The following is a 21,823-nucleotide window of genomic DNA, read 5'->3' on the forward strand; positions in this document are numbered from 1 at the left end:
GGGAGTGATCCCCCTCCTGGCCGCGGTGATGCACGTCGCGCTCGTCGTCTGCATCTTCGGCTTCGTCGCCCTCCTCGGCGGCGACGACGTCATCCCGGAGCGGGACGCGGGCGTGCTGCTCGGGCCGCTCATGGTCGTGAGCTCCACGCTGGTCTTCGCCGGCGGGCTCGTGCGCACGGCCCGGGAGGCGGACCGCGACCGGAGGATCCCGGTCCTGCCGGTGGTCGCATGGGGCGCCGCGGCCTGGCTCGCCTACGGCCTGGTAGGAGCCGTGGTCTACCTGCTCAGCGGCGCGGACGTATTCGCGAGCCTCGCCTTCGCCCTGCGGCACCTGGTGGACCCGTTCGGGATCGCCGTGCTCGGCGTCTCGGCGCTCCTCGGCCTCGGCGCCGTCGCGCTGGCCGCCCGGGGGCCCTCGTCCACCGTTTGACCGGCGAGTCGCGGAACTGTATCGTAACGGGGGTGTGCGCTTCGTCGTGCGCTCGTGTCGTGCCGTGAAGTCGGGGCGCGCGAGCCGGCCACGAGAGCACCGACCAGGGTTCGGCCATTCGGCCGGCCCCCACGGCATACCCGCCGGCGCCTCCCACTCCCGTGGTCGGCGGATGCGCGGGTCCAGTTGAACTCGATCCCGTCCGCGGGCATCGAATGCTGACCATCAACCCGCTGTCACCGTGCAGCATCGAGGAGTCCCGTAGTGCCAACCATCCAGCAGCTGGTCCGCAAGGGCCGCACGCCCAAGGTCGTCAAGACCAAGGCGCCCGCCCTGAAGGCCAACCCCCAGCAGCGCGGCGTCTGCACCCGCGTCTACACGACCACCCCGAAGAAGCCGAACTCGGCTCTCCGCAAGGTCGCCCGCGTCAAGCTCAGCAACGGCCAGGAGGTCACGGCCTACATCCCCGGTGAGGGCCACAACCTCCAGGAGCACTCCATGGTGCTCGTCCGCGGCGGTCGCGTGAAGGACCTCCCCGGCGTGCGCTACAAGATCGTCCGCGGCGCGCTCGACACCCAGGCCGTGAAGAACCGCAAGCAGGCTCGCAGCCGGTACGGCGCGAAGATGGAGAAGAAGTAATGCCTCGCAAGGGTCCCGCCCCCAAGCGCCCTGTCGTCGCAGATCCCGTCTACGGTGCGCCGATCGTCAGCCAGCTCGTCAACAAGATCCTGCTCGACGGCAAGAAGGGCCTCGCCGAGAAGATCGTCTACGACGCCCTCGCCGGCGTCGCCGCGAAGAACGGCCAGGACGCCGTCGTCACGCTGAAGAAGGCGCTCGACAACGTCCGCCCGGCCCTCGAGGTCCGCTCGCGCCGCGTGGGTGGCTCCACCTACCAGGTGCCCATCGAGGTCAAGCCGCACCGCGCGAACACGCTCGCGCTCCGCTGGCTCACGACGTACGCCAAGTCGCGTCGCGAGAAGACCATGACCGAGCGTCTCACCAACGAGATCCTCGACGCATCCAACGGCCTCGGTGCCGCGGTCAAGCGCCGCGAGGACACCCACAAGATGGCCGAGTCGAACAAGGCGTTCGCGCACTACCGCTGGTAGTCGACCACCTCGTTCGACAGCACCACCAACCCCTTTCGGAGGAACCTGTGGCACAGGACGTGCTCACCGACCTGAACAAGGTCCGCAACATCGGCATCATGGCTCACATCGATGCCGGCAAGACCACCACCACCGAGCGCATCCTGTTCTACACGGGCATCACTCACAAGATCGGCGAGGTCCACGACGGCGCCGCCACGATGGACTGGATGGCCCAGGAGCAGGAGCGCGGCATCACCATCACGTCCGCCGCGACGACGTGCTTCTGGAACAAGAACCAGATCAACATCATCGACACCCCCGGGCACGTCGACTTCACCGTCGAGGTGGAGCGCTCGCTCCGCGTCCTCGACGGCGCGGTCGCCGTGTTCGACGGCAAGGAGGGCGTCGAGCCCCAGTCCGAGACGGTGTGGCGCCAGGCCGACAAGTACGACGTGCCGCGCATCTGCTTCGTCAACAAGATGGACAAGCTCGGCGCCGACTTCTACTTCACGGTCGACACGATCGTCAACCGCCTCGGCGCCAAGCCGCTGGTCATCCAGCTGCCCATCGGCGCCGAGGGCGGCTTCGAGGGCGTCATCGACCTCGTCGAGATGCGCGCGCTCACCTGGCGCGGCGACTCCAAGGGAGACGTCGAGCTCGGTGCGAAGTACGAGATCGAGGAGATCCCCGCGGATCTGCAGGACAAGGCGGACGAGTACCGGGCCAAGCTGCTCGAGACCGTCGCCGAGACCGACGACGCGCTGCTCGAGAAGTACTTCGGCGGCGAGGAGCTGACGGTGGCGGAGATCAAGGCCGCCATCCGCAAGCTCACCGTCAACAGCGAGATCTACCCCGTGCTGTGCGGCTCCGCGTTCAAGAACCGCGGTGTCCAGCCCATGCTCGACGCGGTCATCGACTACCTCCCCAGCCCGCTCGACGTGCCCCCCATGGAGGGCCACGACGTGCGCGACGAGGAGAAGATCATCATCCGCAAGCCCGACGCGACCGAGCCGTTCTCGGCTCTCGCGTTCAAGGTCGCGGTGCACCCGTTCTTCGGTCGCCTCACGTACGTCCGGGTCTACTCGGGCACCATCGCGGGCGGCTCCCAGGTCATCAACTCGACCAAGGGCAAGAAGGAGCGCATCGGCAAGATCTTCCAGATGCACTCCAACAAGGAGAACCCGGTCGACTCGGTCACCGCCGGTCACATCTACGCGGTCATCGGCCTCAAGGACACGACCACGGGCGACACGCTCTGCGACCCGACGGACCAGATCGTCCTCGAGTCGATGACGTTCCCCGAGCCCGTCATCGAGGTCGCGATCGAGCCGAAGACGAAGGCCGACCAGGAGAAGCTGGGTGTCGCCATCCAGAAGCTCGCCGAGGAGGACCCGACCTTCCGCACGGAGCAGAACCAGGAGACCGGTCAGACGGTCATCAAGGGCATGGGCGAGCTCCACCTCGACATCCTGGTCGACCGCATGAAGCGCGAGTTCAACGTCGAGGCGAACGTCGGCAAGCCGCAGGTCGCGTACCGCGAGACCATCCGCGGCACCGTCGACAAGCACGACTTCACCCACAAGAAGCAGACGGGTGGATCGGGCCAGTTCGCCAAGATCCAGATCAAGATCGAGCCCATGGAGGTGACCGCGGAGAAGACCTACGAGTTCGACAACAAGGTCACCGGTGGTCGCGTCCCGCGGGAGTACATCCCCTCGGTCGACGCGGGCATCCAGGACGCGCTCCAGGTCGGCGTCCTCGCGGGCTACCCCATGGTGGGCGTGAAGGCGACGCTGCTCGACGGCGCCGCGCACGACGTCGACTCCTCGGAGATGGCGTTCAAGATCGCCGGCTCGATGGCCTTCAAGGAGGCCGCGCGCAAGGCGAAGCCCGTGCTGCTCGAGCCGCTCATGGCCGTCGAGGTCCGCACGCCCGAGGAGTACATGGGCGACGTCATCGGCGACCTGAACTCCCGCCGCGGCCAGATCCAGGCCATGGAGGACGCCAGCGGCGTCAAGGTCATCACGGCGAACGTCCCCCTGTCGGAGATGTTCGGCTACGTCGGCGACCTGAGGAGCAAGACCTCGGGCCGCGCGGTGTACTCGATGAGCTTCGGCAGCTACGCCGAGGTCCCGAAGGCTGTCGCCGACGAGATCGTCCAGAAGAACAAGGGCGAGTAGCCCTCCAGTTCGAGCGGCATCCGCCGTTTCAGTAACATAAGCACCATCTCCAATCCGCAGGGCGTCCGAGGAACAACCGGACGCCCTGCCACCGAGTCCTGAGGAGGACCCACAGTGGGTAAGGCCAAGTTCGAGCGGACCAAGCCGCACGTCAACATCGGAACGATCGGTCACGTCGACCACGGCAAGACGACGCTGACGGCAGCGATCTCCAAGGTCCTGGCGGACAAGTACCCGTCGGCGACCAACGTGCAGCGCGACTTCGCGTCCATCGACTCCGCTCCCGAGGAGCGCCAGCGCGGCATCACGATCAACATCTCGCACGTCGAGTACGAGACGCCCAAGCGTCACTACGCTCACGTCGACGCCCCGGGTCACGCTGACTACATCAAGAACATGATCACCGGCGCGGCCCAGATGGACGGCGCGATCCTCGTGGTCGCCGCCACCGACGGCCCCATGGCCCAGACGCGCGAGCACGTGCTGCTCGCGAAGCAGGTCGGCGTGCCGTACCTGCTCGTCGCGCTCAACAAGTCCGACATGGTCGACGACGAGGAGATCCTCGAGCTCGTCGAGCTCGAGGTCCGCGAGCTGCTCTCCAGCCAGGACTTCGACGGCGACAACGCCCCCGTCGTCCAGGTCTCCGGCCTCAAGGCGCTCGAGGGCGACGAGAAGTGGGTCGAGCAGATCGTCAAGCTCATGGAGGCGGTCGACGAGTCCATCCCCGAGCCCGTCCGCGACAAGGACAAGCCGTTCCTCATGCCCGTCGAGGACGTGTTCACGATCACCGGTCGTGGAACCGTCGTCACGGGTCGCGCCGAGCGCGGCACCCTCGCCATCAACTCGGACGTCGAGATCGTGGGCATCCGTCCCACCGTCAAGACCACCGTCACGGGCATCGAGATGTTCCACAAGCAGCTCGACGAGGCCTGGGCCGGCGAGAACTGCGGGCTCCTGCTCCGCGGCACGAAGCGCGAGGACGTCGAGCGCGGCCAGGTCATCGTCAAGCCGGGTTCGGTCACGCCGCACACGGACTTCGAGGGCACCGCGTACATCCTCTCCAAGGAGGAGGGCGGGCGTCACAACCCGTTCTACGCGAACTACCGTCCGCAGTTCTACTTCCGCACCACCGACGTCACCGGCGTCATCACGCTGCCCGAGGGCACCGAGATGGTCATGCCCGGCGACACCACCGACATGAACGTCGCGCTGATCCAGCCGATCGCCATGGAGGAGGGCCTCGGCTTCGCCATCCGTGAGGGTGGCCGCACCGTCGGCGCCGGCACGGTCACGAAGATCGTCAAGTAGCACCAGCTCCACCAGCACCACCTCCGACAGGGTCGGGCCGTCATGGCCCGGCCCTGTCGGCCGTTAACCGGCGCATCCGTCTCACGGCTGCCTGCGGATGGCGTCCCCGGATCGGTAGTGGGCGAACGGTTCGCGCCGCGGCGCGTAGGTTCGAGGGATGGTCAGACTCCGGCGCAGCGACGCCAACGGCAAGGGCTACACGCGGAAGAGGTCCGGCAGGGGCTGGACGTACCTCGACTCCGACGGGAACCGGGTCGTCGACCGGCAGCTCCGCGCGCGGATGGAGGGACTCGGAATCCCGCCCGCGTGGACCGACGTCTGGATCGCCCCCTACGACAACGGGCACGTGCAGGCGACGGGCGTGGACAGCGCCGGGCGCCGGCAGTACATCTACCACCCGACCTGGCGGGAGCAGAAGGACCGCATCAAGTTCGACCGCGCCCTGCAGCTGGCGGAGTCGCTGCCGGCTGCCCGTCGCCAGGTCACCATGCACCTCCGTCAGGACGGGTTCACGCGCGAGCGGGCCCTCGCCGCCGGCTTCCGGATGCTCGACACGGGCAGCCTCCGCGTCGGCAGCGAGCGGTACACCGAGTCGAACGGCAGCCACGGGCTGTCGACGCTGCTGTGCTCGCACGTCACGATCCACGACGACACGGTCCACCTCGAGTTCCCCGCGAAGAGCGGGCAGGAGTGGTCGAGCGACATCCGGGACGCGGACCTGGTCAAGGCCATCCGCGGCCTGACGCGCCGCGGGCCCAACGCGCGGCTCCTCGCCTACCGGGACGGGAGCGACTGGCATCCCCTGGGGGCGGCCGACATCAACGACTACGTGCGCGAGCGCACGGGCGGCGACTTCACCGCGAAGGACTTCCGCACGCTGCACGGCACCGTCGCCGCGGCGATCAGCCTCGCCAAGCACGGCCCGGAGGAGACCAAGGGCAAGCGGCAGAAGGCGCTCGCCCAGGCGTACCGCGACGCCGCGGAGGTGCTGAGCAACACCCCGACGATCGCGAAGACCAGCTACGTGGACCCGCGCCTCGTCGACGAGTACCTGCACGGTCGCACCATCGACCCGCAGCGCCTGGCGTCCGGCGAGACGGAGCTCCGCAACCTCCTCTTCCGGTGATCCGGCGCCTTCCGAGGAGCCCGCGGGAGCCGCCGAGAGGCCCGGAAACACAGGGGAGCGGGCGCGACACGCCCGGGTTGCACGCATGCCCGGACTATGACAAACTCGTCTAGTTCAACATTCCGGTGCACGCCGCCCTGCGCGCGAGACACCGGATCACTGCCAGGCAGTGCATAGCCGCCCGGAGCGCACGTCGCTCCCGGAGCAGGTTAGGCCGCGGGCAGCAGAGCAGAGGCACACGACACCCACCGGATGAGCACCGCTCGTCCGCGCCCGCATGCGGGCGGGTGCACGAGCTGCCCGAGGCCGCGTCCCACGATGCGCGCCCGGGTGCACCACGGATCACGGCGCCACGAGGCGCCCGGTCCGAGCGAGGGACACACGCGTCCAATACGGTCCGAGGCCGCATGACGCACGAAAGAGAGAGAGTCACACATGGCGGGACAGAAGATCCGCATCCGACTTAAGTCGTACGACCACTCGGTCATCGACTCCTCGGCCCGGAAGATCGTCGACACGGTGACCCGCGCGGGCGCCACGGTCGTCGGCCCGGTGCCGCTGCCCACCGAGAAGAACGTGATCTGCGTGATCCGCTCCCCTCACAAGTACAAGGACAGCCGCGAGCACTTCGAGATGCGCACGCACAAGCGTCTGATCGACATCGTCGACCCGACGCCGAAGGCGGTCGACTCGCTCATGCGACTCGACCTCCCGGCCGACGTCAACATCGAGATCAAGCTCTAAGGGAACCCATGTCTACCGCTAACAGGACTTTCACCGGTCTGCTCGGCACGAAGCTGGGCATGACGCAGGTGTGGGACGAGAACAACAAGCTCATCCCCGTGACCGTCGTGCAGATCACCCCGAACGTTGTCACCCAGGTGCGCACGCCCGAGGTGGACGGCTACGGCGCCATCCAGATCGCCTACGGCCAGATCGACCCCCGCAAGGCCGACAAGCCGAGCACCGGCCACTTCGACAAGGCCGGCGTCACGCCGCGCCGCCACCTCACCGAGGTCCGCACCGCCGACTTCGCCGAGTACTCGCTCGGCCAGGAGATCACGGTCGGCGCCTTCGAGGCCGGCACCAAGGTCGACGTCGTCGGCACCAGCAAGGGCAAGGGCTTCGCGGGCGTCATGAAGCGCCACAACTTCAAGGGCGTCTCCGCCTCGCACGGTTCGCACCGCAACCACCGCAAGCCCGGCTCCATCGGCGCCTCCTCGACCCCCAGCCGCGTCTTCAAGGGCATGCGCATGGCCGGTCGCATGGGCGGCGAGCGCGTCACCGTGCTGAACCTCGTCGTCCACAGCGTGGACGCCGAGAAGGGCCTCCTGCTCGTCAAGGGCGCAGTGCCCGGCGCGCGTGGCCGCATCGTCTTCGTCCGCAACGCAGTGAAGGGGAAGTAGTCATGGCTACCGACACCCAGCTCGACGTCCTCGACGCGACCGGTGCAGTCACCGGCTCCGTCGACCTGCCCGCGTCGCTCTTCGACGTGCAGACCAACGTCCCGCTCATCCACCAGGTCGTCGTCGCCCAGCTCGCCGCGGCGCGCCAGGGAACGCACAAGACCAAGGGCCGCGGCGAGGTCTCCGGCGCCGGCCGCAAGCCGTTCAAGCAGAAGGGCACCGGTCGCGCTCGTCAGGGCTCGATCCGCGCACCCCAGATGACCGGCGGTGGCATCGTCCACGGGCCCACGCCCCGCAACTACTCGCAGCGCACCCCCAAGAAGATGATCGCCGCAGCCCTGCTCGGCGCCCTCTCCGACCGCGCGCGCGGCGCCCGCCTCCACGTCATCGAGAGCCTCTCCGCCGGAGACGTCCCCTCGACGAAGACCGTGGTCGCGCTGCTCGAGGGCATCGCCACGAGCAAGCACGTCCTCATCGTCCTGGAGCGCACCGACGAGGTCAGCCTCCGCAGCGTGCGCAACATCCCGACGGTCCACGTGCTGTCCTACGACCAGCTCAACGCGTACGACGTGCTCGTGAGCGACGACATCGTCTTCACGAAGGGCGCGTTCGACGCGTTCGTCGAGTCGAAGACGGCCAAGGAAGAGGTTGCCGCATGAGCGCCACCCAGAAGGACCCCCGCGACATCATCATCGCGCCGGTCGTCTCCGAGAAGAGCTACGGCCTGATCGACCAGGGCAAGTACACGTTCATCGTGGACCCCCGCTCGAACAAGACCGAGATCAAGCTCGCGATCGAGAAGATCTTCGGCGTGCAGGTCGCGTCGGTCAACACGCTCAACAAGCAGGGCAAGACCCGCCGGACCAAGTTCGGGATGGGCAAGCGCAAGGACACCAAGCGCGCCATCGTCTCCCTCAAGTCGGGCTCCATCGACATCTTCACGACTGTCGGCTGAGACCGGGACTAGGAAAACACCAATGGCTATTCGCAAGTACAAGCCCACGACCCCGGGTCGTCGCGGTTCGTCCGTCGCCGACTTCGTGGAGATCACGCGCTCGACGCCCGAGAAGTCGCTGCTCCGCCCGCTCTCCAAGACCGGTGGCCGCAACAACCAGGGTCGCATCACGACCCGTCACATCGGTGGTGGCCACAAGCGCCAGTACCGCGTGATCGACTTCAAGCGCAACGACAAGGACGGCGTCATCGCGACCGTCGCCCACATCGAGTACGACCCCAACCGCACGGCGCGCATCGCGCTCCTGCACTTCATCGACGGCACGAAGCGCTACATCCTCGCGCCGAACAAGCTGAAGCAGGGCGACAAGATCGAGTCGGGCGCCACGGCCGACATCAAGCCCGGCAACAACCTGCCGCTGCGCAACATCCCGACGGGTACCGTCATCCACGCCATCGAGCTCCGCCCCGGCGGCGGCGCGAAGATGGCCCGCTCCGCCGGCGCCTCCGTTCGCCTCGTGGCGAAGGACGGCCCCTACGCCCAGCTGCGCCTGCCCTCCGGCGAGATCCGCAACGTCGATGCGCGCTGCCGCGCGACCATCGGCGAGGTCGGCAACGCCGAGCAGTCGAACATCAACTGGGGCAAGGCCGGCCGCATGCGCTGGAAGGGCGTCCGCCCGACCGTCCGCGGTGTCGCGATGAACCCCGTCGACCACCCGCACGGTGGTGGTGAGGGCAAGACCTCCGGTGGACGCCACCCGGTCAGCCCGTGGGGCCAGAAGGAAGGCCGCACGCGCCACATCAACAAGCCCAGCGACAAGCTCATCGTTCGCCGCCGCAACGCCGGCAAGAAGCGCAAGTAGGAGTTGTAGAAGATGCCACGCAGTCTGAAGAAGGGCCCCTTCGTCGACGACCACCTGCTCCGCAAGGTGATCTCGGCGAACGAGGCCAGCAGCAAGAACGTGATCAAGACCTGGTCGCGCCGCTCGATGATCATCCCGGCGATGCTGGGTCACACCATCGCGGTGCACGACGGTCGCAAGCACGTCCCGGTGTTCGTCACCGAGTCGATGGTGGGCCACAAGCTCGGCGAGTTCGCTCTCACGCGCACCTTCCGCGGCCACGTGAAGGACGACAAGAAGGGTCGTCGCCGCTAGCGCGGCGACGAGAAGGAGGAGAGAAATGGTGGAGTCGATCGCACGCGTGCGTCACATCCGCGTCACCCCCCAGAAGGCCCGTCGCGTCGTGGACATGATCCGCGGGAAGCAGGCCGAGGAGGCCCTGGCCATCCTGAAGTTCGCGCCGCAGGGCGCGAGCGAGCCGATCTACAAGCTGGTGGCCTCGGCCATGGCGAACGCGCGGGTCAAGGCCGACGCGTCCAACAGCTTCCTCGCGGAGCAGGACCTCTACATCGCCAAGGCGTTCGTGGACGAGGGCACCACCCTCAAGCGGTTCCAGCCGCGCGCACAGGGTCGCGCATTCCGTATCAACAAGCGCACCAGCCACATCACGGTCGTCCTCGCGACGCCGGACGAGGCGGACGTGGCGTCGACCACGAAGAAGGCGAGCAAGTAATGGGACAGAAGGTCAACCCGTACGGGTTCCGTCTCGGGATCACCACCGACCACGTGTCGCGTTGGTTCTCGGACAGCACGAAGAAGGGGCAGCGTTACAGCGACTACGTCGCCGAGGACGTGCGCATCCGCACCATGCTCAAGACGAGCCTCGACCGCGCCGGCGTGGCGCGCATCGAGATCGAGCGCACCCGTGACCGTGTCCGCGTGGACATCTACACGGCCCGCCCGGGCATCGTCATCGGCCGCCGCGGCGTCGAGGCCGAGCGCATCCGCGCCGACCTCGAGAAGCTCACGGGCAAGCAGATCCAGCTGAACATCCTCGAGGTGAAGAACCCCGAGGCCGAGGCGCAGCTGGTCGCCCAGGGCATCGCCGAGCAGCTCGCGGGTCGCGTGGCATTCCGCCGTGCGATGCGCAAGGGCCTGCAGGGCGCGCAGCGCGCCGGCGCCAAGGGCGTCCGCATCCAGGTGTCGGGCCGCCTCGGCGGCGCCGAGATGAGCCGGTCGGAGTTCTACCGCGAGGGACGCGTGCCGCTGCACACCCTCCGCGCGAACATCGACTACGGCTTCTACGAGGCCCGCACCTCCTTCGGCCGCATCGGCGTGAAGGTCTGGGTCTACAAGGGCGACATCACCAACAAGGATCTCGCTCGCGAGCAGGCGAACCAGAAGTCGTCGCGCCCCGAGCGTCGTAACGACCGTTCCGACGGTCGAACCGGAGACCGCCGCACCAACGCGCCGCGCACCGCGCCGGCCGCCGAGGCAGCGCCGGTCGCCGCAGCAGGAGTTGAGGCGTAACCATGTTGATCCCCCGTCGAGTCAAGCACCGCAAGCAGCACCACCCCGGCCGTTCCGGCCACGCGACCGGTGGCACCACCGTGTCGTTCGGTGAGTACGGCATCCAGGCCCTCACGCCCGCCTACGTCACCAACCGCCAGATCGAGTCCGCTCGAATCGCCATGACGCGTCACGTCAAGCGCGGCGGGAAGGTGTGGATCAACATCTACCCCGACCGCCCGCTCACCAAGAAGCCCGCCGAGACCCGCATGGGCTCCGGCAAGGGCTCGCCCGAGTGGTGGGTCGCGAACGTCAAGCCGGGTCGCGTCCTCTTCGAGCTCGCCGGCGTCGACGACGTCACGGCGCGCGAGGCGCTCACCCGGGCCATCCACAAGCTGCCCCTCAAGGCACGCATCATCAAGCGCGAGGAAGGCGACGCATAATGGCGATCGGTTCCAAGGAGCTCGCCCCCGTCGAGCTGGACACTTTCGAGGACGAGCGACTCGTCGAAGAGCTGAAGAAGGCCAAGGAGGAGCTGTTCAACCTGCGCTTCCAGTCGGCCACCGGTCAGCTCGACAGCCACGGCCGCCTCCGCGCGGTCAAGCGCGACATCGCTCGGATCTACACGGTCATCCGCGAGCGCGAGCTGGGCATCCGTGCCACGCCCGCCCCCGTCGAGGTCCCCGAGAAGCCCGAGAAGAAGAAGGCGACGAAGAAGGCCGCGAAGGCCGACGACGCCGCCGTCACCGAGAAGGCTGAGGAGGCTTGATCATGGCGAACGCCGAAGAGAAGAACACGGCTGACACCGCGACGGTCGACCGCGGCTACCGCAAGTCCCGTCGTGGCTACGTCACCAGCGACAAGATGGACAAGACCATCGTCGTCGAGGTCGAGGACCGCGTGAAGCACCCGCTGTACGGCAAGGTCATCCGCCGCACCTCCAAGGTCAAGGCGCACGACGAGGCGAACTCCGCCGGAATCGGCGACCTCGTCCTGATCAACGAGACCCGTCCCCTCAGCGCCTCCAAGCGCTGGCGCCTGGTCGAGATCCTCGAGAAGGCCAAGTAGCCCCGGCTGCTTGGATAAGGAGCAACAGTGATTCAGCAGGAATCCCGCCTCAAGATCGCGGACAACACGGGTGCCAAGGAGATCTTGACCATCCGCGTGCTCGGTGGCTCGGGTCGCCGCTACGCCGGCCTCGGCGACGTCATCGTCGCGACCGTCAAGGACGCGATCCCCGGCGGAAACGTCAAGAAGGGCGAGGTCGTCAAGGCCGTCATCGTCCGCACCAAGAAGGAGACGCGCCGTCCCGACGGCTCGTACATCAAGTTCGACGAGAACGCCGCCGTCATCCTGAACAGCAACGGGGAGCCCCGCGGCACCCGCATCTTCGGACCGGTGGGCCGCGAGCTCCGGGACAAGAAGTTCATGAAGATCATCTCGCTGGCACCGGAGGTCATTTAGTCATGGCGAACATCAAGAAGGGTGACCTGGTCCAGGTCATCACGGGTCGCACGCAGGCCAAGGGCGGCGACCGGGGCAAGCAGGGCAAGGTCCTGTCCGTCCTGGTCGAGCGCAACCGCGTCGTCGTCGAGGGCGTGAACTTCATCACGAAGCACGTCCGCGTCGGCCAGACGCAGCGCGGCTCCAAGACCGGCGGCATCGAGACCGTCGAGGCGCCCATCCACATCTCCAACGTCGCGCTCGTCGACCCCGAGTCCAAGAAGCCCACGCGAGTCGGCTTCCGGACCGAGACGGTCGAGAAGGACGGGGTCTCCAAGACCGTCCGCGTCCGCTACGCCAAGAAGTCAGGTAAGGACCTCTAGCAATGACCGACACCGCAACCGCTGGCACGGCCGAGGAGAAGCAGCTCCCGCGCCTGAAGCAGAAGTACCGCTCCGAGATCGTCAGCCAGCTGACCGCTGATCTCGGCTTCACGAACGTGCACCAGGTGCCCGGGCTCACGAAGATCGTCGTGAACATGGGCGTCGGCGACGCCGCTCGTGACGGCAAGATCATCGACGGCGCGGTCGCCGACCTCACCAAGATCACGGGCCAGAAGCCGCAGGTCACCAAGGCCCGCAAGTCGATCGCTCAGTTCAAGCTGCGTGAGGGCCAGGCCATCGGCACCCACGTGACGCTGCGCGGCGACCGCATGTGGGAGTTCCTCGACCGCCTGCTGTCGCTCGCCCTGCCCCGCATCCGCGACTTCCGCGGGCTCAGCCCGAAGCAGTTCGACGGCAACGGCAACTACACGTTCGGTCTCAACGAGCAGTCCATGTTCCACGAGATCGACCAGGACCGCATCGACCGGGTCCGCGGCATGGACATCACGGTCGTCACGACCGCTCGGACGGACGACGAGGGACGCGCGCTGCTCAAGGCGCTCGGCTTCCCGTTCCAGACGCCCGAGAACACGCCGTAACCAGCTCCACCAGCATCACCCGCACGACCAGCACCACCGCACGATCGGCGCCGGGCACCTCCGCCCGGCGCCGCCACCACCACAGGTCGTCATCCGTGTCCGGATGAACGAAACCAGGCGAGAGAGGTACCACCAGTCATGACAATGACCGACCCGGTCGCCGACATGCTGACCCGACTCCGGAACGCGAACTCCGCGCACCACGACACGGTCTCCATGCCGCACTCCAAGCTCAAGTCGCACATCGCCGACATCCTCAAGTCCGAGGGCTTCATCGCCGGCTGGGACGTCGCGGACGCCCGCGTCGGCCAGACGCTGACGCTCAGCCTCAAGTTCGGCCCCGATCGCGAGCGCTCCATCCGGGGCATCAAGCGCGTGTCGAAGCCCGGACTGCGCGTCTACGCGAAGTCCGCGGAGATCCCCCAGGTCCTCGGTGGCCTCGGGGTCGCCATCCTGTCCACCTCCTCGGGGCTCCTCACGGACCGCCAGGCTGCGAAGAAGGGCGTGGGTGGGGAAGTCCTCGCCTACGTGTGGTAACGACATGTCCCGCATCGGAAGACTCCCCATCGACGTCCCCGCAGGGGTCGACGTCGCCGTGGCCGGCCAGGTCGTCACGGTCAAGGGCCCCAAGGGCGAGCTGAGCCTCACCGTGGCCCAGCCCATCCGCGCCGAGGTCCAGGACGGACAGGTGCTCGTCACCCGTCCCGACGACGAGCGCGAGTCGCGCTCGCTCCACGGCCTCACGCGCAGCCTCATCGCCAACCAGATCGTCGGCGTCACCACCGGCTACACCAAGGGCCTCGAGATCGTCGGCACGGGTTACCGCGTCGCGCTCAAGGACAAGGGCGTCGAGTTCGCGCTCGGCTTCTCCCACCCCGTGTACGTCGAGGCGCCCGCGGGCATCAGCTTCACCGTCGAGGGCGTCAACAAGATGACCGTCGTCGGCATCGACAAGCAGCTCGTCGGCGAGACGGCCGCCAACATCCGCAAGATTCGCAAGCCCGAGCCCTACAAGGGCAAGGGCGTCCGCTACGCCGGCGAGAACGTTCGCCGCAAGGCCGGAAAGAGTGGTAAGTGATCATGGCTCTCGGAGTTAGAGGAAAAAGCAAGTCCGCCGCCCGCGGCCGCAGGCACGCACGCCTGCGCAAGAAGGTCGAGGGCACCGAGCTGCGTCCGCGCCTGGTCGTCACCCGCTCGGCCCGCCACGTCTTCGTGCAGGTCGTCGATGACAGCCGTGGTCACACCGTCGCGTCCGCATCGACCCTCGAGGCCGACATGCGCACGTTCGACGGCGACAAGACCGCCAAGTCGCGCAAGGTCGGCGAGCTCGTCGCCGAGCGCGCCAAGGCGGCCGGCGTGGAGAGCGTCGTATTCGATCGTGGTGGCAACCGCTACGCAGGACGCGTCGCGGCCATCGCCGAAGGAGCTCGAGAGGGTGGTCTGAGCCTGTGAGCGCAGCCGAGAACAACAACAAGGAGCCCGAGGTCGTGGCCGTGGCGGAGACGCCCGTCGAGACCGCGGCGTCCACCGCACCCGCGCAGAACGAGGGCCGTGAGGGCCGTCGTGGCGGGCGTGACCGGAACCAGGGCGGCCGTGACAGCCGCGGTGGCCGTGATGCCGACAAGAGCCAGTTCCTGGAGCGCGTCGTCACCATCAACCGCGTGTCCAAGGTCGTCAAGGGCGGTCGTCGCTTCAGCTTCACCGCGCTCGTGATCGTCGGAGACGGGAACGGACTGGTGGGCGTCGGCTACGGCAAGGCCCGCGAGGTGCCGACCGCCATCTCCAAGGGCGTCGAGGAGGCGAAGAAGAACTTCTTCCGCGTCCCCCGCATCGGCCTGACCATCCCGCACGCCGTGCAGGGTGAGGCCTCCGCCGGAGTCGTCCTCCTGCGTCCCGCGTCCGCGGGTACCGGCGTCATCGCCGGTGGCCCCGTCCGCGCGGTCCTGGAGTGCGCCGGCATCCACGACGTCCTGAGCAAGTCGCTCGGCTCGTCGAACACGATCAACATCGTGCACGCCACGGTGGAGGCGCTCAAGCAGCTCGAGGAGCCGCGCGCCGTCGCCGCCCGTCGTGGGCTCGAGCTCGAGCAGGTCGTCCCGGCCCGCATCCTCCGCGCCCAGCGTGCCGAGGCCGACGCGAAGGCAGGTGTCTGATGGCTCAGCTCCGAGTGACGCAGATCAAGTCCAAGATCAGCGAGAAGCAGAACCAGCGCGACACCCTGCGGAGCCTCGGGCTCCGTCGCATCGGTGCCGTGGTGGTCCGAGAGGACAACGCCCAGAACCGCGGCTACGTCAACACCGTCGCGCACCTGGTGAAGGTGGAGGAGATCGACTGATGGCTGAGAAGAACGAGTCGGCCGAGCCGGCGCCCGTGAAGGCGCCCAAGGCCGCACCCAAGAAGACCGCGAAGGCGCCCGCCGCCGCGGCCGCATCCGCCGAGACGACCACGGTCGCCGCGACGGAGACGGTCAAGCGCGAGCAGGTCCTCAAGGTCCACCACCTCCGTCCCGCCGCCGGGGCCAAGAAGGCACGCCAGCGTGTCGGCCGCGGTGAGGGCTCGAAGGGCAAGACCGCGGGTCGTGGCACCAAGGGCACGAAGGCCCGCTACACGGTCCGCGTCGGCTTCGAGGGTGGGCAGATGCCGCTGCACATGCGCACCCCGAAGCTCCGCGGGTTCAAGAACCCGTTCCGCGTCGAGTACCAGGTCGTGAACCTGGAGAAGCTCGCCGTGCTCTACCCCGACGGCGGCGACGTCACCACGAGCGACCTGGTCGCCAAGGGTGCCGTGCGCAAGAACGAGAAGGTCAAGGTCCTCGGGGACGGCGACATCTCGGTTAAGCTGACGGTTGCTGTCGACAAGGTCTCCGGCTCCGCTGCGGAGAAGATCGTCGCAGCAGGCGGCTCCGTCAAGTAGCACTGCAGGACGCAACGGAGGGGCGGTCGGGAAACCGGCCGCCCCTCCGAGCACCTGGGGCCGCATCGGGTCGGCCCGACCCCCGCCTCGCGGCGGACCTCCCACAGAAAGCAGGACACCCTCCGTGTTGAGCGCCGTCGTCAGGATCTTCCGCACCCCCGATCTGCGTCGCAAGATCGGCTTCACGTTGGGCATCATCGCCCTCTTCCGCCTGGGATCCTTCATCCCGGCGCCGTTCGTCGACTTCGCCAACGTGCAGTCGTGCCTCGCGGCGAACCAGGGCACCTCGGGCCTCTACGAGCTCGTCAACCTCTTCAGCGGCGGAGCGCTGCTGAAGCTCTCCATCTTCGCGCTGGGCATCATGCCGTACATCACGGCCTCGATCATCGTCCAGCTGCTCCGCGTGGTCATCCCGCACTTCGACACCCTCTACAAGGAGGGCCAGTCCGGCCAGGCCAAGCTCACGCAGTACACGCGCTACCTCACGATCGCCCTCGCGGTCCTCCAGTCCACGACGCTCATCACGGTCGCGCGCAGCGGTGCCCTCTTCGGGCAGACGAACGTCAGTGCCTGCACCCAGCTCGTGACGAACGACGCCTGGTACGCGATCATGCTCATGGTCATCACGATGACCGCCGGCACCGGCCTCATCATGTGGATGGGCGAGCTCATCACCGAGCGCGGCATCGGCAACGGCATGTCGCTCCTCATCTTCACGTCGGTCGCCGCCGCCTTCCCGACCTCGCTCCTCGCCATCCAGCAGAGCCGCGGCTGGGAGGTCTTCCTCCTGGTGATCGCCGTCGGGCTCCTCGTCGTGGCCGCGGTCGTCTACGTCGAGCAGTCGCAGCGCCGCGTCCCGGTCCAGTACGCCAAGCGCATGGTCGGTCGCCGCACCTACGGCGGCAACAACACGTACATCCCCATCAAGGTCAACATGGCCGGCGTCGTGCCCGTCATCTTCGCCTCGTCGCTGCTGTACCTCCCCGCGCTGGTGGCGCAGTTCAACCAGCCCGCCGTCGGCGAGGCGCCGGCGCCGTGGGTGCAGTGGATCACCGACAACCTCACGACGGGCGACCACCCGCTCTACATGGCGATGTACTTCCTGCTCATCGTCGGCTTCACGTACTTCTACGTCGCCATCACCTTCAACCCGGAGGAGGTCGCGGACAACATGAAGAAGTACGGCGGCTTCATCCCCGGCATCCGCGCGGGCCGCCCCACCGCCGAGTACCTCGACTACGTCCTCACGCGCATCACGCTGCCGGGCTCGCTGTACCTCGGCCTCATCGCGCTGCTGCCGCTCATCGCCCTGTCGCTGGTCGGCGCCAACCAGAACTTCCCGTTCGGCGGCGCGAGCATCCTGATCGTCGTCGGCGTCGGCCTCGAGACGGTGAAGCAGATCGACTCGCAGCTGCAGCAGCGCCACTACGAGGGGCTGCTCAAGTGACCCGCCTCCTGATCGTCGGCCCTCCCGGTGCGGGCAAGGGCACGCAGGCGACGCGCATCTCGAACGAGTTCGGCATCCCGGACGTGTCCACCGGCGACATCTTCCGCCAGAACATCAAGGACCGCACCGAGCTCGGCCAGCAGGTCCAGGCATTGGTGGACGCGGGCGACTACGTGCCCGACGAGCTCACCAACCGCCTCATCACGGCCAGGCTCCAGGAGGAGGACGCGCAGGCGGGCTTCCTCCTCGACGGCTACCCGCGCACGCTCGACCAGGTCGCGTACCTGGAGGAGCTGCTGCAGGGCTGGGGCCAGGAGCTCGACGCCGTCATCCAGCTCGTCGCCGACGAGGAGGAGGTCGTGGCCCGCCTCACCCGCCGCGCAGCCGAGCAGGGCCGCGCCGACGACGGCGAGGACGAGATCCGGCACCGCCAGGAGGTCTACGTCCGCGAGACGAGCCCCCTCATCGCCGTGTACCGGGACCGCGGCCTGCTCCTCGAGGTCGACGGCCTCGGCGAGGTCGACGAGGTCGCCCGGCGCGTCCGTGAGGCCCTCGCGGGCCGCGGCGTCCGTCCCGTCTCCGACGCCGGCCGCGCGTAGGCCGTGGGCGCCCTCCGCCGGACCCCCGGGATCTACAAGACGCCGGACGAGATCCGCCGCATGGTGGCGCCCGGGCTCGCGACGGCCGCCTCCCTCGACGCCGTCCGCGGGCTCATCGCCCCGGGCGTGACCACGGGCGAGCTCGACGCCGCCGCGGACGCCGCCATCCGCGCCCTCGGCGGGCACTCGAACTTCCAGCTGGTGCCCGGCTACCGGCACACCGTCTGCGTGTCCGTGAACGACGAGGTCGTCCACGGGATCCCCGGCGACCGCGTGCTGCAGCCGGGCGACATCGTGTCGGTCGACAGCGGCGCGGAGATCGACGGGTGGAACGGCGACTCGGCCATGACGGTCGTGGTGCCGGATCCCGCCCGCCCGGACGTGGTGGAGGCCCGGGAGCGCCTGTCCCGCGTCACCGAGGACGCGCTGTGGGCCGGCATCGCCCGGCTCGCGACCGCATCCCACCTCAACGAGGTGGGCGAGGCGGTCGAGGAGAGCGTCGAGGCCGCCGGGTCCTTCGGCATCGTCATGGACTACACCGGCCACGGCATCGGCCGGAGCATGCACGAGGACCCGCCGGTATTCAACTACCGCGTGCGCGGCAGGGGCCCCGCCGTGAAGCCGGGCCTGGTCGTCGCGATCGAGCCGATGATCACCGACGGCGAGGCGGAGACGCGCGTCCTCGACGACGACTGGACCGTCGCCACCGTCGACGGCAGCATGGCCTCGCACTGGGAGCACTCGGTCGCGGTGCACGCGCGCGGCATCTGGGTGCTCACGCTCGCGGACGGCGGGGCGTCGCGCCTCGTGCCGCGGGGCGTCACGCCCGTCTCGCCCTGAGCGGGGACGGCCGGCCGACGCCGGCCTAGGTGTCCATGACGTGCACGAGCTCCTCGATGAAGGAGCCGTGCGATCCCGACGCCCGCATGATCGCCTGCACGTCGCGGTGGTCGGAGAACACCTCCACGAACTGGTCGAACACGTGCTGGAAGCTCGTGCGCCCGCTCGCGCTGAACGCCACCAGCGCGACGACGTGCACGCGGTTGCCGCCCCAGCGCATCGCCTCGTCGTTCACCACGATGGCGATCGCCGTGCGGTGCGCGGTCATGGCGAGGGAGTGCGGCACCGCGAGCGTGTCGGTGAACGCCGTCGACGACAGCCGCTCGCGCTCGATGGCGCCCTCGATGTACTCGGGCTCGATGATGCCCTGCTCGACCATGCGCTGGCCGAGGAGCCGGATCATCGACTCCTCGTCCGGGGCGTGCAGGTCGCGGAAGAACAGCGACTCGTCGAGGAAGCGCAGCAGGTCGTGCTTCATGGCGCTCCGACGCGCGTGCCGGCGCACGCGGGCGACGGCCCGCCGGATCGCCTCGATGTCGTCCGGCGTCGGCAGGGGCTGGACCACCACGACGTTGTCGGCGGGCGGGCGCGACCCCGTCGCGTCGATCACGAGCTGCACGCCCAGGGCGTCGGCGTCCACGTCCGTGCGCGTGACCACGGCGTCGACGCTGATGTCGGCCCCGAGCGCCTGCTCGATGCGCTGCCGCATGATCTGGTGCAGGTCGTAGTAGTTGGGGCACACGAGCGCGCACGCGACCCGGTCGTCGCGCCGGGCGACGCGCTCCCGGTGCGAGCCCACGTGCAGGGCGATGTACGCGATCTCGTCGTCGTTGATGGCGATGCCGCGGCGGCGCTGCACCTCGCTCGCGATGAAGACGGCGATCTCGTACGTCATGGGGTACGACGTCTTGATCGACCGCGCCAGCGGGTTCCGTGAGAAGGAGCGGTCGGCGGCACGGGCCACGAGGTTGCCGAGGTGCAGGGAGAACCGCACGGTGAAGTCCTCGTCCTCGAGGTCGACCAGGTACTCCTGCTTGACGCGGCGCACGATCGCGCGCACCACGTCGAGGTCGCTCTCGACCACGTGCTCGCGCATCACGGTGGCGAGGGACTGCTCGTTGCCGGGCGTGACGACGCGCGTGCGCACGAGGAGCGCCAGGTAGGCGACGTCGCCCGCGGGGACGGGCACGTCGAAGTGCGCAGCGAGGAGGCGGGCGAGCACCGTGCGGATCGCGAGCGCGGTGCGGTCCTCGGACGGGCCCTCCGGATCCGCGGGGCCGGGGTCGGCGTCGTCCTCGGCGTCGTGCGCGTCGCCCGCGGCATCGTGCGCGTCGCCCGCTTCGAGGGCGGTGGCATCGGCGCGCGAGGCTGCACGGGTGCCGTCCGCCCGCTCGTCGGCGGTCGCATCCGCCGCGGCCCCCTCCCGCCGCGGCGACCGCGCCAGGCGGTCGACCGCGATGGCGACGTGCAGCAGCACGTTGTCGACCCCGTACTCGTTGACGAAGAAGCCGCCCTCCGTGAGCTCGCGGATCAGGTCCGTCTTGAACGCGCGCAGCGAGTCCGACGCGAACTCCCGCTGCACCGACTCCAGCGGCAGGAAGCCCTGCGCGCTCTCGTCGCGGAACATCCGCGACAGGAGGCGACGGAAGTCGCGCTCGGACCCCTCGAGGACGACGGTGGACCCGGTGCGGCGGAGCGCGAGGCCGGCGTCCTCGACGAGCGCGCGCACCTTGCGGAGGTCCGCCTCGACCGTGGACTCGCTCACGTGCAGCTCGCCGGCGAGCGCGAAGACGTCGAGCCCGTCGGGCGCGTCGCCGAGCCGGCGGACGAGCGCGTGCAGCCGGTCGCGGGGCGTGCCCTGGGGGTCGGCGCTCGGGCGCGCGCCGAGGTGGCGGGCGTAGCTCGCGGCATCGATGCGGTAGCCGTCGGGGGAGGAGGCGATCGCCACGGTCGAGCGCTCCCGGACGGCGGTGACGTAGTTGCGGACGCTCCGCGTCGTGACGCCGAGGCGGTCCGCGAGCTCGCCGGCCTCGACCCAGCGGTCGGCGGTGGACAGGTAGTCCAGCAGCCTCTCGTGGTTCTCGCTCAGCATGTCGTCTCCCTCGGGGGCGGGACGCGGTGCGGCCCGGGGGCCGGTGCGCGTCCGTCCCCCTGAGTCAACCATCCGCACCCGCCGCCCATGCCGTCCGCCGCGGGCCCGGAAGCGGTCTTCCTACCCCGCGGAAACGATCCTGCTGGTACCGGGCCGTGCCGCCGGAGCACCATGGGAGGACCAGCGACGACGCGAGGAGGCACAGCATGACCGGGAGGATCCTCGTCGTCTGCGGCTCCGGCGCATCCAGCACCTTCCTCGCCCAGCGCCTGCGCACCCTCGCGGAGGCCGACGGGCTCGAGATCGAGGCGGTCGCCGGATCCCTCGCGCAGGTCCGGCTCGATGCCGCGGGCATGGACGTCGTCCTCCTCGGCGCCCACCTCGCGGACCGCCTCGATGCCGTGCGCGCCGCCGCGGCCGACGAGGGCGCGACCGCCGTCCTCCTCGACGCGGACGCCTCACGCCCGGAGGGCGCCCGCGCGGCCCTCGACCGGGCCCTCGCGGCGATGCGCACGGGCGCGCGCTCGCTCCGTCGACCGTCCGGCCTCCACGGCCGACCCGCCGGGGGATCGCCCCCGGCCGCCTGACCACCGGCGCCCGCGCCGACCCCCGCACGACCGCACCACCGCACCACCGCACGACGACCGCCCACCAGGGCCCC

General features: G+C 68.9%; 31 protein-coding genes. 30 read left to right on the plus strand and 1 reads right to left on the minus strand.

Going from position 1 to position 21,823, the window contains the following annotated elements:
- Positions 1-4 precede the first annotated feature (4 nt).
- From AC07VC_RS03300 to map, 29 genes are all read left to right on the plus strand, one after another.
- The gene (locus AC07VC_RS03300) at positions 5-430 is read left to right on the plus strand and encodes a DUF6121 family protein (RefSeq protein WP_494674438.1); all 426 of its coding nucleotides are present in this window, start codon (positions 5-7) and stop codon (positions 428-430) included.
- Positions 431-694: 264 nt separating this feature from the next.
- Positions 695-1,069 carry a 30S ribosomal protein S12 gene (gene rpsL / locus AC07VC_RS03305; protein ID WP_012039312.1) on the plus strand — a complete coding sequence of 125 codons (375 nt, stop codon included), beginning with the start codon at positions 695-697 and terminating at the stop codon, positions 1,067-1,069.
- Positions 1,069-1,539 (plus strand): 30S ribosomal protein S7, encoded by a 471-nt coding sequence (gene rpsG, locus AC07VC_RS03310; RefSeq protein WP_012039311.1) that lies wholly within the window; start codon positions 1,069-1,071, stop codon positions 1,537-1,539. Before rpsL ends, rpsG begins: the two co-directional genes overlap by 1 nt.
- Before the next feature lie 47 nt (positions 1,540-1,586).
- Positions 1,587-3,701, plus strand: a complete 2,115-nt coding sequence (gene fusA, locus AC07VC_RS03315; RefSeq protein ID WP_094116590.1) for an elongation factor G — start codon at positions 1,587-1,589, stop codon at positions 3,699-3,701.
- 114 nt (positions 3,702-3,815) lie between these two features.
- Positions 3,816-5,009, plus strand: coding sequence for an elongation factor Tu (gene tuf / locus AC07VC_RS03320; RefSeq protein ID WP_043584326.1), 1,194 nt, complete (start codon positions 3,816-3,818; stop codon positions 5,007-5,009).
- 157 nt (positions 5,010-5,166) lie between these two features.
- Entirely contained in the window at positions 5,167-6,135 is a 969-nt protein-coding gene (locus AC07VC_RS03325; RefSeq protein WP_317229369.1) for a DNA topoisomerase IB, read from the plus strand.
- Positions 6,136-6,570: 435 nt separating this feature from the next.
- Positions 6,571-6,879, plus strand: a complete 309-nt coding sequence (gene rpsJ, locus AC07VC_RS03330) for a 30S ribosomal protein S10 (RefSeq protein ID WP_012039307.1) — start codon at positions 6,571-6,573, stop codon at positions 6,877-6,879.
- 8 nt (positions 6,880-6,887) lie between these two features.
- Positions 6,888-7,541, plus strand: a complete 654-nt coding sequence (rplC, locus tag AC07VC_RS03335) for a 50S ribosomal protein L3 (protein WP_094116588.1) — start codon at positions 6,888-6,890, stop codon at positions 7,539-7,541.
- A gap of 2 nt (positions 7,542-7,543) precedes the next feature.
- Entirely contained in the window at positions 7,544-8,200 is a 657-nt protein-coding gene (gene rplD, locus AC07VC_RS03340; RefSeq protein ID WP_043584322.1) for a 50S ribosomal protein L4, read from the plus strand.
- Positions 8,197-8,496, plus strand: coding sequence for a 50S ribosomal protein L23 (gene rplW / locus AC07VC_RS03345; protein ID WP_012039304.1), 300 nt, complete (start codon positions 8,197-8,199; stop codon positions 8,494-8,496). The genes rplD and rplW overlap by 4 nt, the downstream gene beginning before the upstream one ends.
- A gap of 22 nt (positions 8,497-8,518) precedes the next feature.
- Positions 8,519-9,358, plus strand: coding sequence for a 50S ribosomal protein L2 (gene rplB, locus AC07VC_RS03350; protein WP_043668798.1), 840 nt, complete (start codon positions 8,519-8,521; stop codon positions 9,356-9,358).
- A 12-nt stretch (positions 9,359-9,370) separates the two neighbouring features.
- The gene (gene rpsS, locus AC07VC_RS03355; protein ID WP_012039302.1) at positions 9,371-9,652 is read left to right on the plus strand and encodes a 30S ribosomal protein S19; all 282 of its coding nucleotides are present in this window, start codon (positions 9,371-9,373) and stop codon (positions 9,650-9,652) included.
- Positions 9,653-9,677: 25 nt separating this feature from the next.
- Positions 9,678-10,070: a 50S ribosomal protein L22 gene (gene rplV, locus AC07VC_RS03360; protein WP_116054425.1), complete on the plus strand. Its 393-nt coding sequence runs from the start codon at positions 9,678-9,680 to the stop codon at positions 10,068-10,070.
- Positions 10,070-10,867 carry a 30S ribosomal protein S3 gene (gene rpsC / locus AC07VC_RS03365; RefSeq protein WP_012039300.1) on the plus strand — a complete coding sequence of 266 codons (798 nt, stop codon included), beginning with the start codon at positions 10,070-10,072 and terminating at the stop codon, positions 10,865-10,867. The genes rplV and rpsC overlap by 1 nt, the downstream gene beginning before the upstream one ends.
- A gap of 2 nt (positions 10,868-10,869) precedes the next feature.
- Complete coding sequence (rplP, locus tag AC07VC_RS03370; protein ID WP_094116586.1) at positions 10,870-11,289, plus strand: 50S ribosomal protein L16; 420 nt, start codon at positions 10,870-10,872, stop codon at positions 11,287-11,289.
- Positions 11,289-11,615 (plus strand): 50S ribosomal protein L29, encoded by a 327-nt coding sequence (gene rpmC, locus AC07VC_RS03375; RefSeq protein WP_012039298.1) that lies wholly within the window; start codon positions 11,289-11,291, stop codon positions 11,613-11,615. The genes rplP and rpmC overlap by 1 nt, the downstream gene beginning before the upstream one ends.
- Before the next feature lie 2 nt (positions 11,616-11,617).
- Positions 11,618-11,914, plus strand: a complete 297-nt coding sequence (gene rpsQ / locus AC07VC_RS03380) for a 30S ribosomal protein S17 (RefSeq protein ID WP_094116585.1) — start codon at positions 11,618-11,620, stop codon at positions 11,912-11,914.
- Between the two features lie 27 nt (positions 11,915-11,941).
- On the plus strand, positions 11,942-12,310 hold the full coding sequence (rplN, locus tag AC07VC_RS03385; RefSeq protein WP_012039296.1) for a 50S ribosomal protein L14: 369 nt from the start codon (positions 11,942-11,944) through the stop codon (positions 12,308-12,310).
- 2 nt (positions 12,311-12,312) lie between these two features.
- Positions 12,313-12,672 (plus strand): 50S ribosomal protein L24, encoded by a 360-nt coding sequence (rplX, locus tag AC07VC_RS03390; RefSeq protein WP_043668810.1) that lies wholly within the window; start codon positions 12,313-12,315, stop codon positions 12,670-12,672.
- 2 nt (positions 12,673-12,674) lie between these two features.
- A complete protein-coding gene (gene rplE / locus AC07VC_RS03395) occupies positions 12,675-13,271 on the plus strand; it encodes a 50S ribosomal protein L5 (protein ID WP_192973318.1) in 597 nt (198 codons plus the stop codon).
- A gap of 138 nt (positions 13,272-13,409) precedes the next feature.
- Positions 13,410-13,808, plus strand: coding sequence for a 30S ribosomal protein S8 (gene rpsH, locus AC07VC_RS03400; RefSeq protein ID WP_012039293.1), 399 nt, complete (start codon positions 13,410-13,412; stop codon positions 13,806-13,808).
- A gap of 4 nt (positions 13,809-13,812) precedes the next feature.
- Positions 13,813-14,349: a 50S ribosomal protein L6 gene (rplF, locus tag AC07VC_RS03405; RefSeq protein WP_094116583.1), complete on the plus strand. Its 537-nt coding sequence runs from the start codon at positions 13,813-13,815 to the stop codon at positions 14,347-14,349.
- A gap of 2 nt (positions 14,350-14,351) precedes the next feature.
- Positions 14,352-14,723 (plus strand): 50S ribosomal protein L18, encoded by a 372-nt coding sequence (gene rplR / locus AC07VC_RS03410; protein WP_012039291.1) that lies wholly within the window; start codon positions 14,352-14,354, stop codon positions 14,721-14,723.
- A gap of 35 nt (positions 14,724-14,758) precedes the next feature.
- Entirely contained in the window at positions 14,759-15,424 is a 666-nt protein-coding gene (rpsE, locus tag AC07VC_RS03415) for a 30S ribosomal protein S5 (protein WP_012039290.1), read from the plus strand.
- The gene (rpmD, locus tag AC07VC_RS03420; protein ID WP_012039289.1) at positions 15,424-15,606 is read left to right on the plus strand and encodes a 50S ribosomal protein L30; all 183 of its coding nucleotides are present in this window, start codon (positions 15,424-15,426) and stop codon (positions 15,604-15,606) included. The genes rpsE and rpmD overlap by 1 nt, the downstream gene beginning before the upstream one ends.
- Positions 15,606-16,184: a 50S ribosomal protein L15 gene (gene rplO / locus AC07VC_RS03425; protein ID WP_317229370.1), complete on the plus strand. Its 579-nt coding sequence runs from the start codon at positions 15,606-15,608 to the stop codon at positions 16,182-16,184. Before rpmD ends, rplO begins: the two co-directional genes overlap by 1 nt.
- 124 nt (positions 16,185-16,308) lie before the next feature.
- Entirely contained in the window at positions 16,309-17,631 is a 1,323-nt protein-coding gene (gene secY / locus AC07VC_RS03430; RefSeq protein WP_094116581.1) for a preprotein translocase subunit SecY, read from the plus strand.
- Positions 17,628-18,230 carry an adenylate kinase gene (locus AC07VC_RS03435; RefSeq protein ID WP_494674437.1) on the plus strand — a complete coding sequence of 201 codons (603 nt, stop codon included), beginning with the start codon at positions 17,628-17,630 and terminating at the stop codon, positions 18,228-18,230. The genes secY and AC07VC_RS03435 overlap by 4 nt, the downstream gene beginning before the upstream one ends.
- 3 nt (positions 18,231-18,233) lie before the next feature.
- The gene (gene map, locus AC07VC_RS03440) at positions 18,234-19,070 is read left to right on the plus strand and encodes a type I methionyl aminopeptidase (RefSeq protein ID WP_494674436.1); all 837 of its coding nucleotides are present in this window, start codon (positions 18,234-18,236) and stop codon (positions 19,068-19,070) included.
- A gap of 25 nt (positions 19,071-19,095) precedes the next feature.
- Here map and AC07VC_RS03445 read toward each other — a convergent pair whose 3' ends face one another.
- Positions 19,096-21,162 (minus strand): BglG family transcription antiterminator, encoded by a 2,067-nt coding sequence (locus tag AC07VC_RS03445; protein ID WP_494674435.1) that lies wholly within the window; start codon positions 21,160-21,162, stop codon positions 19,096-19,098.
- 206 nt (positions 21,163-21,368) lie between these two features.
- On the opposite strand from AC07VC_RS03445, the gene AC07VC_RS03450 reads away from it, so the two are divergent.
- Positions 21,369-21,749 carry a PTS sugar transporter subunit IIB gene (locus AC07VC_RS03450; RefSeq protein ID WP_494674434.1) on the plus strand — a complete coding sequence of 127 codons (381 nt, stop codon included), beginning with the start codon at positions 21,369-21,371 and terminating at the stop codon, positions 21,747-21,749.
- The last annotated feature ends 74 nt before the right edge of the window (positions 21,750-21,823 follow it).

This window comes from Clavibacter sp. GW821-FHT01D01, assembly GCF_059422605.1.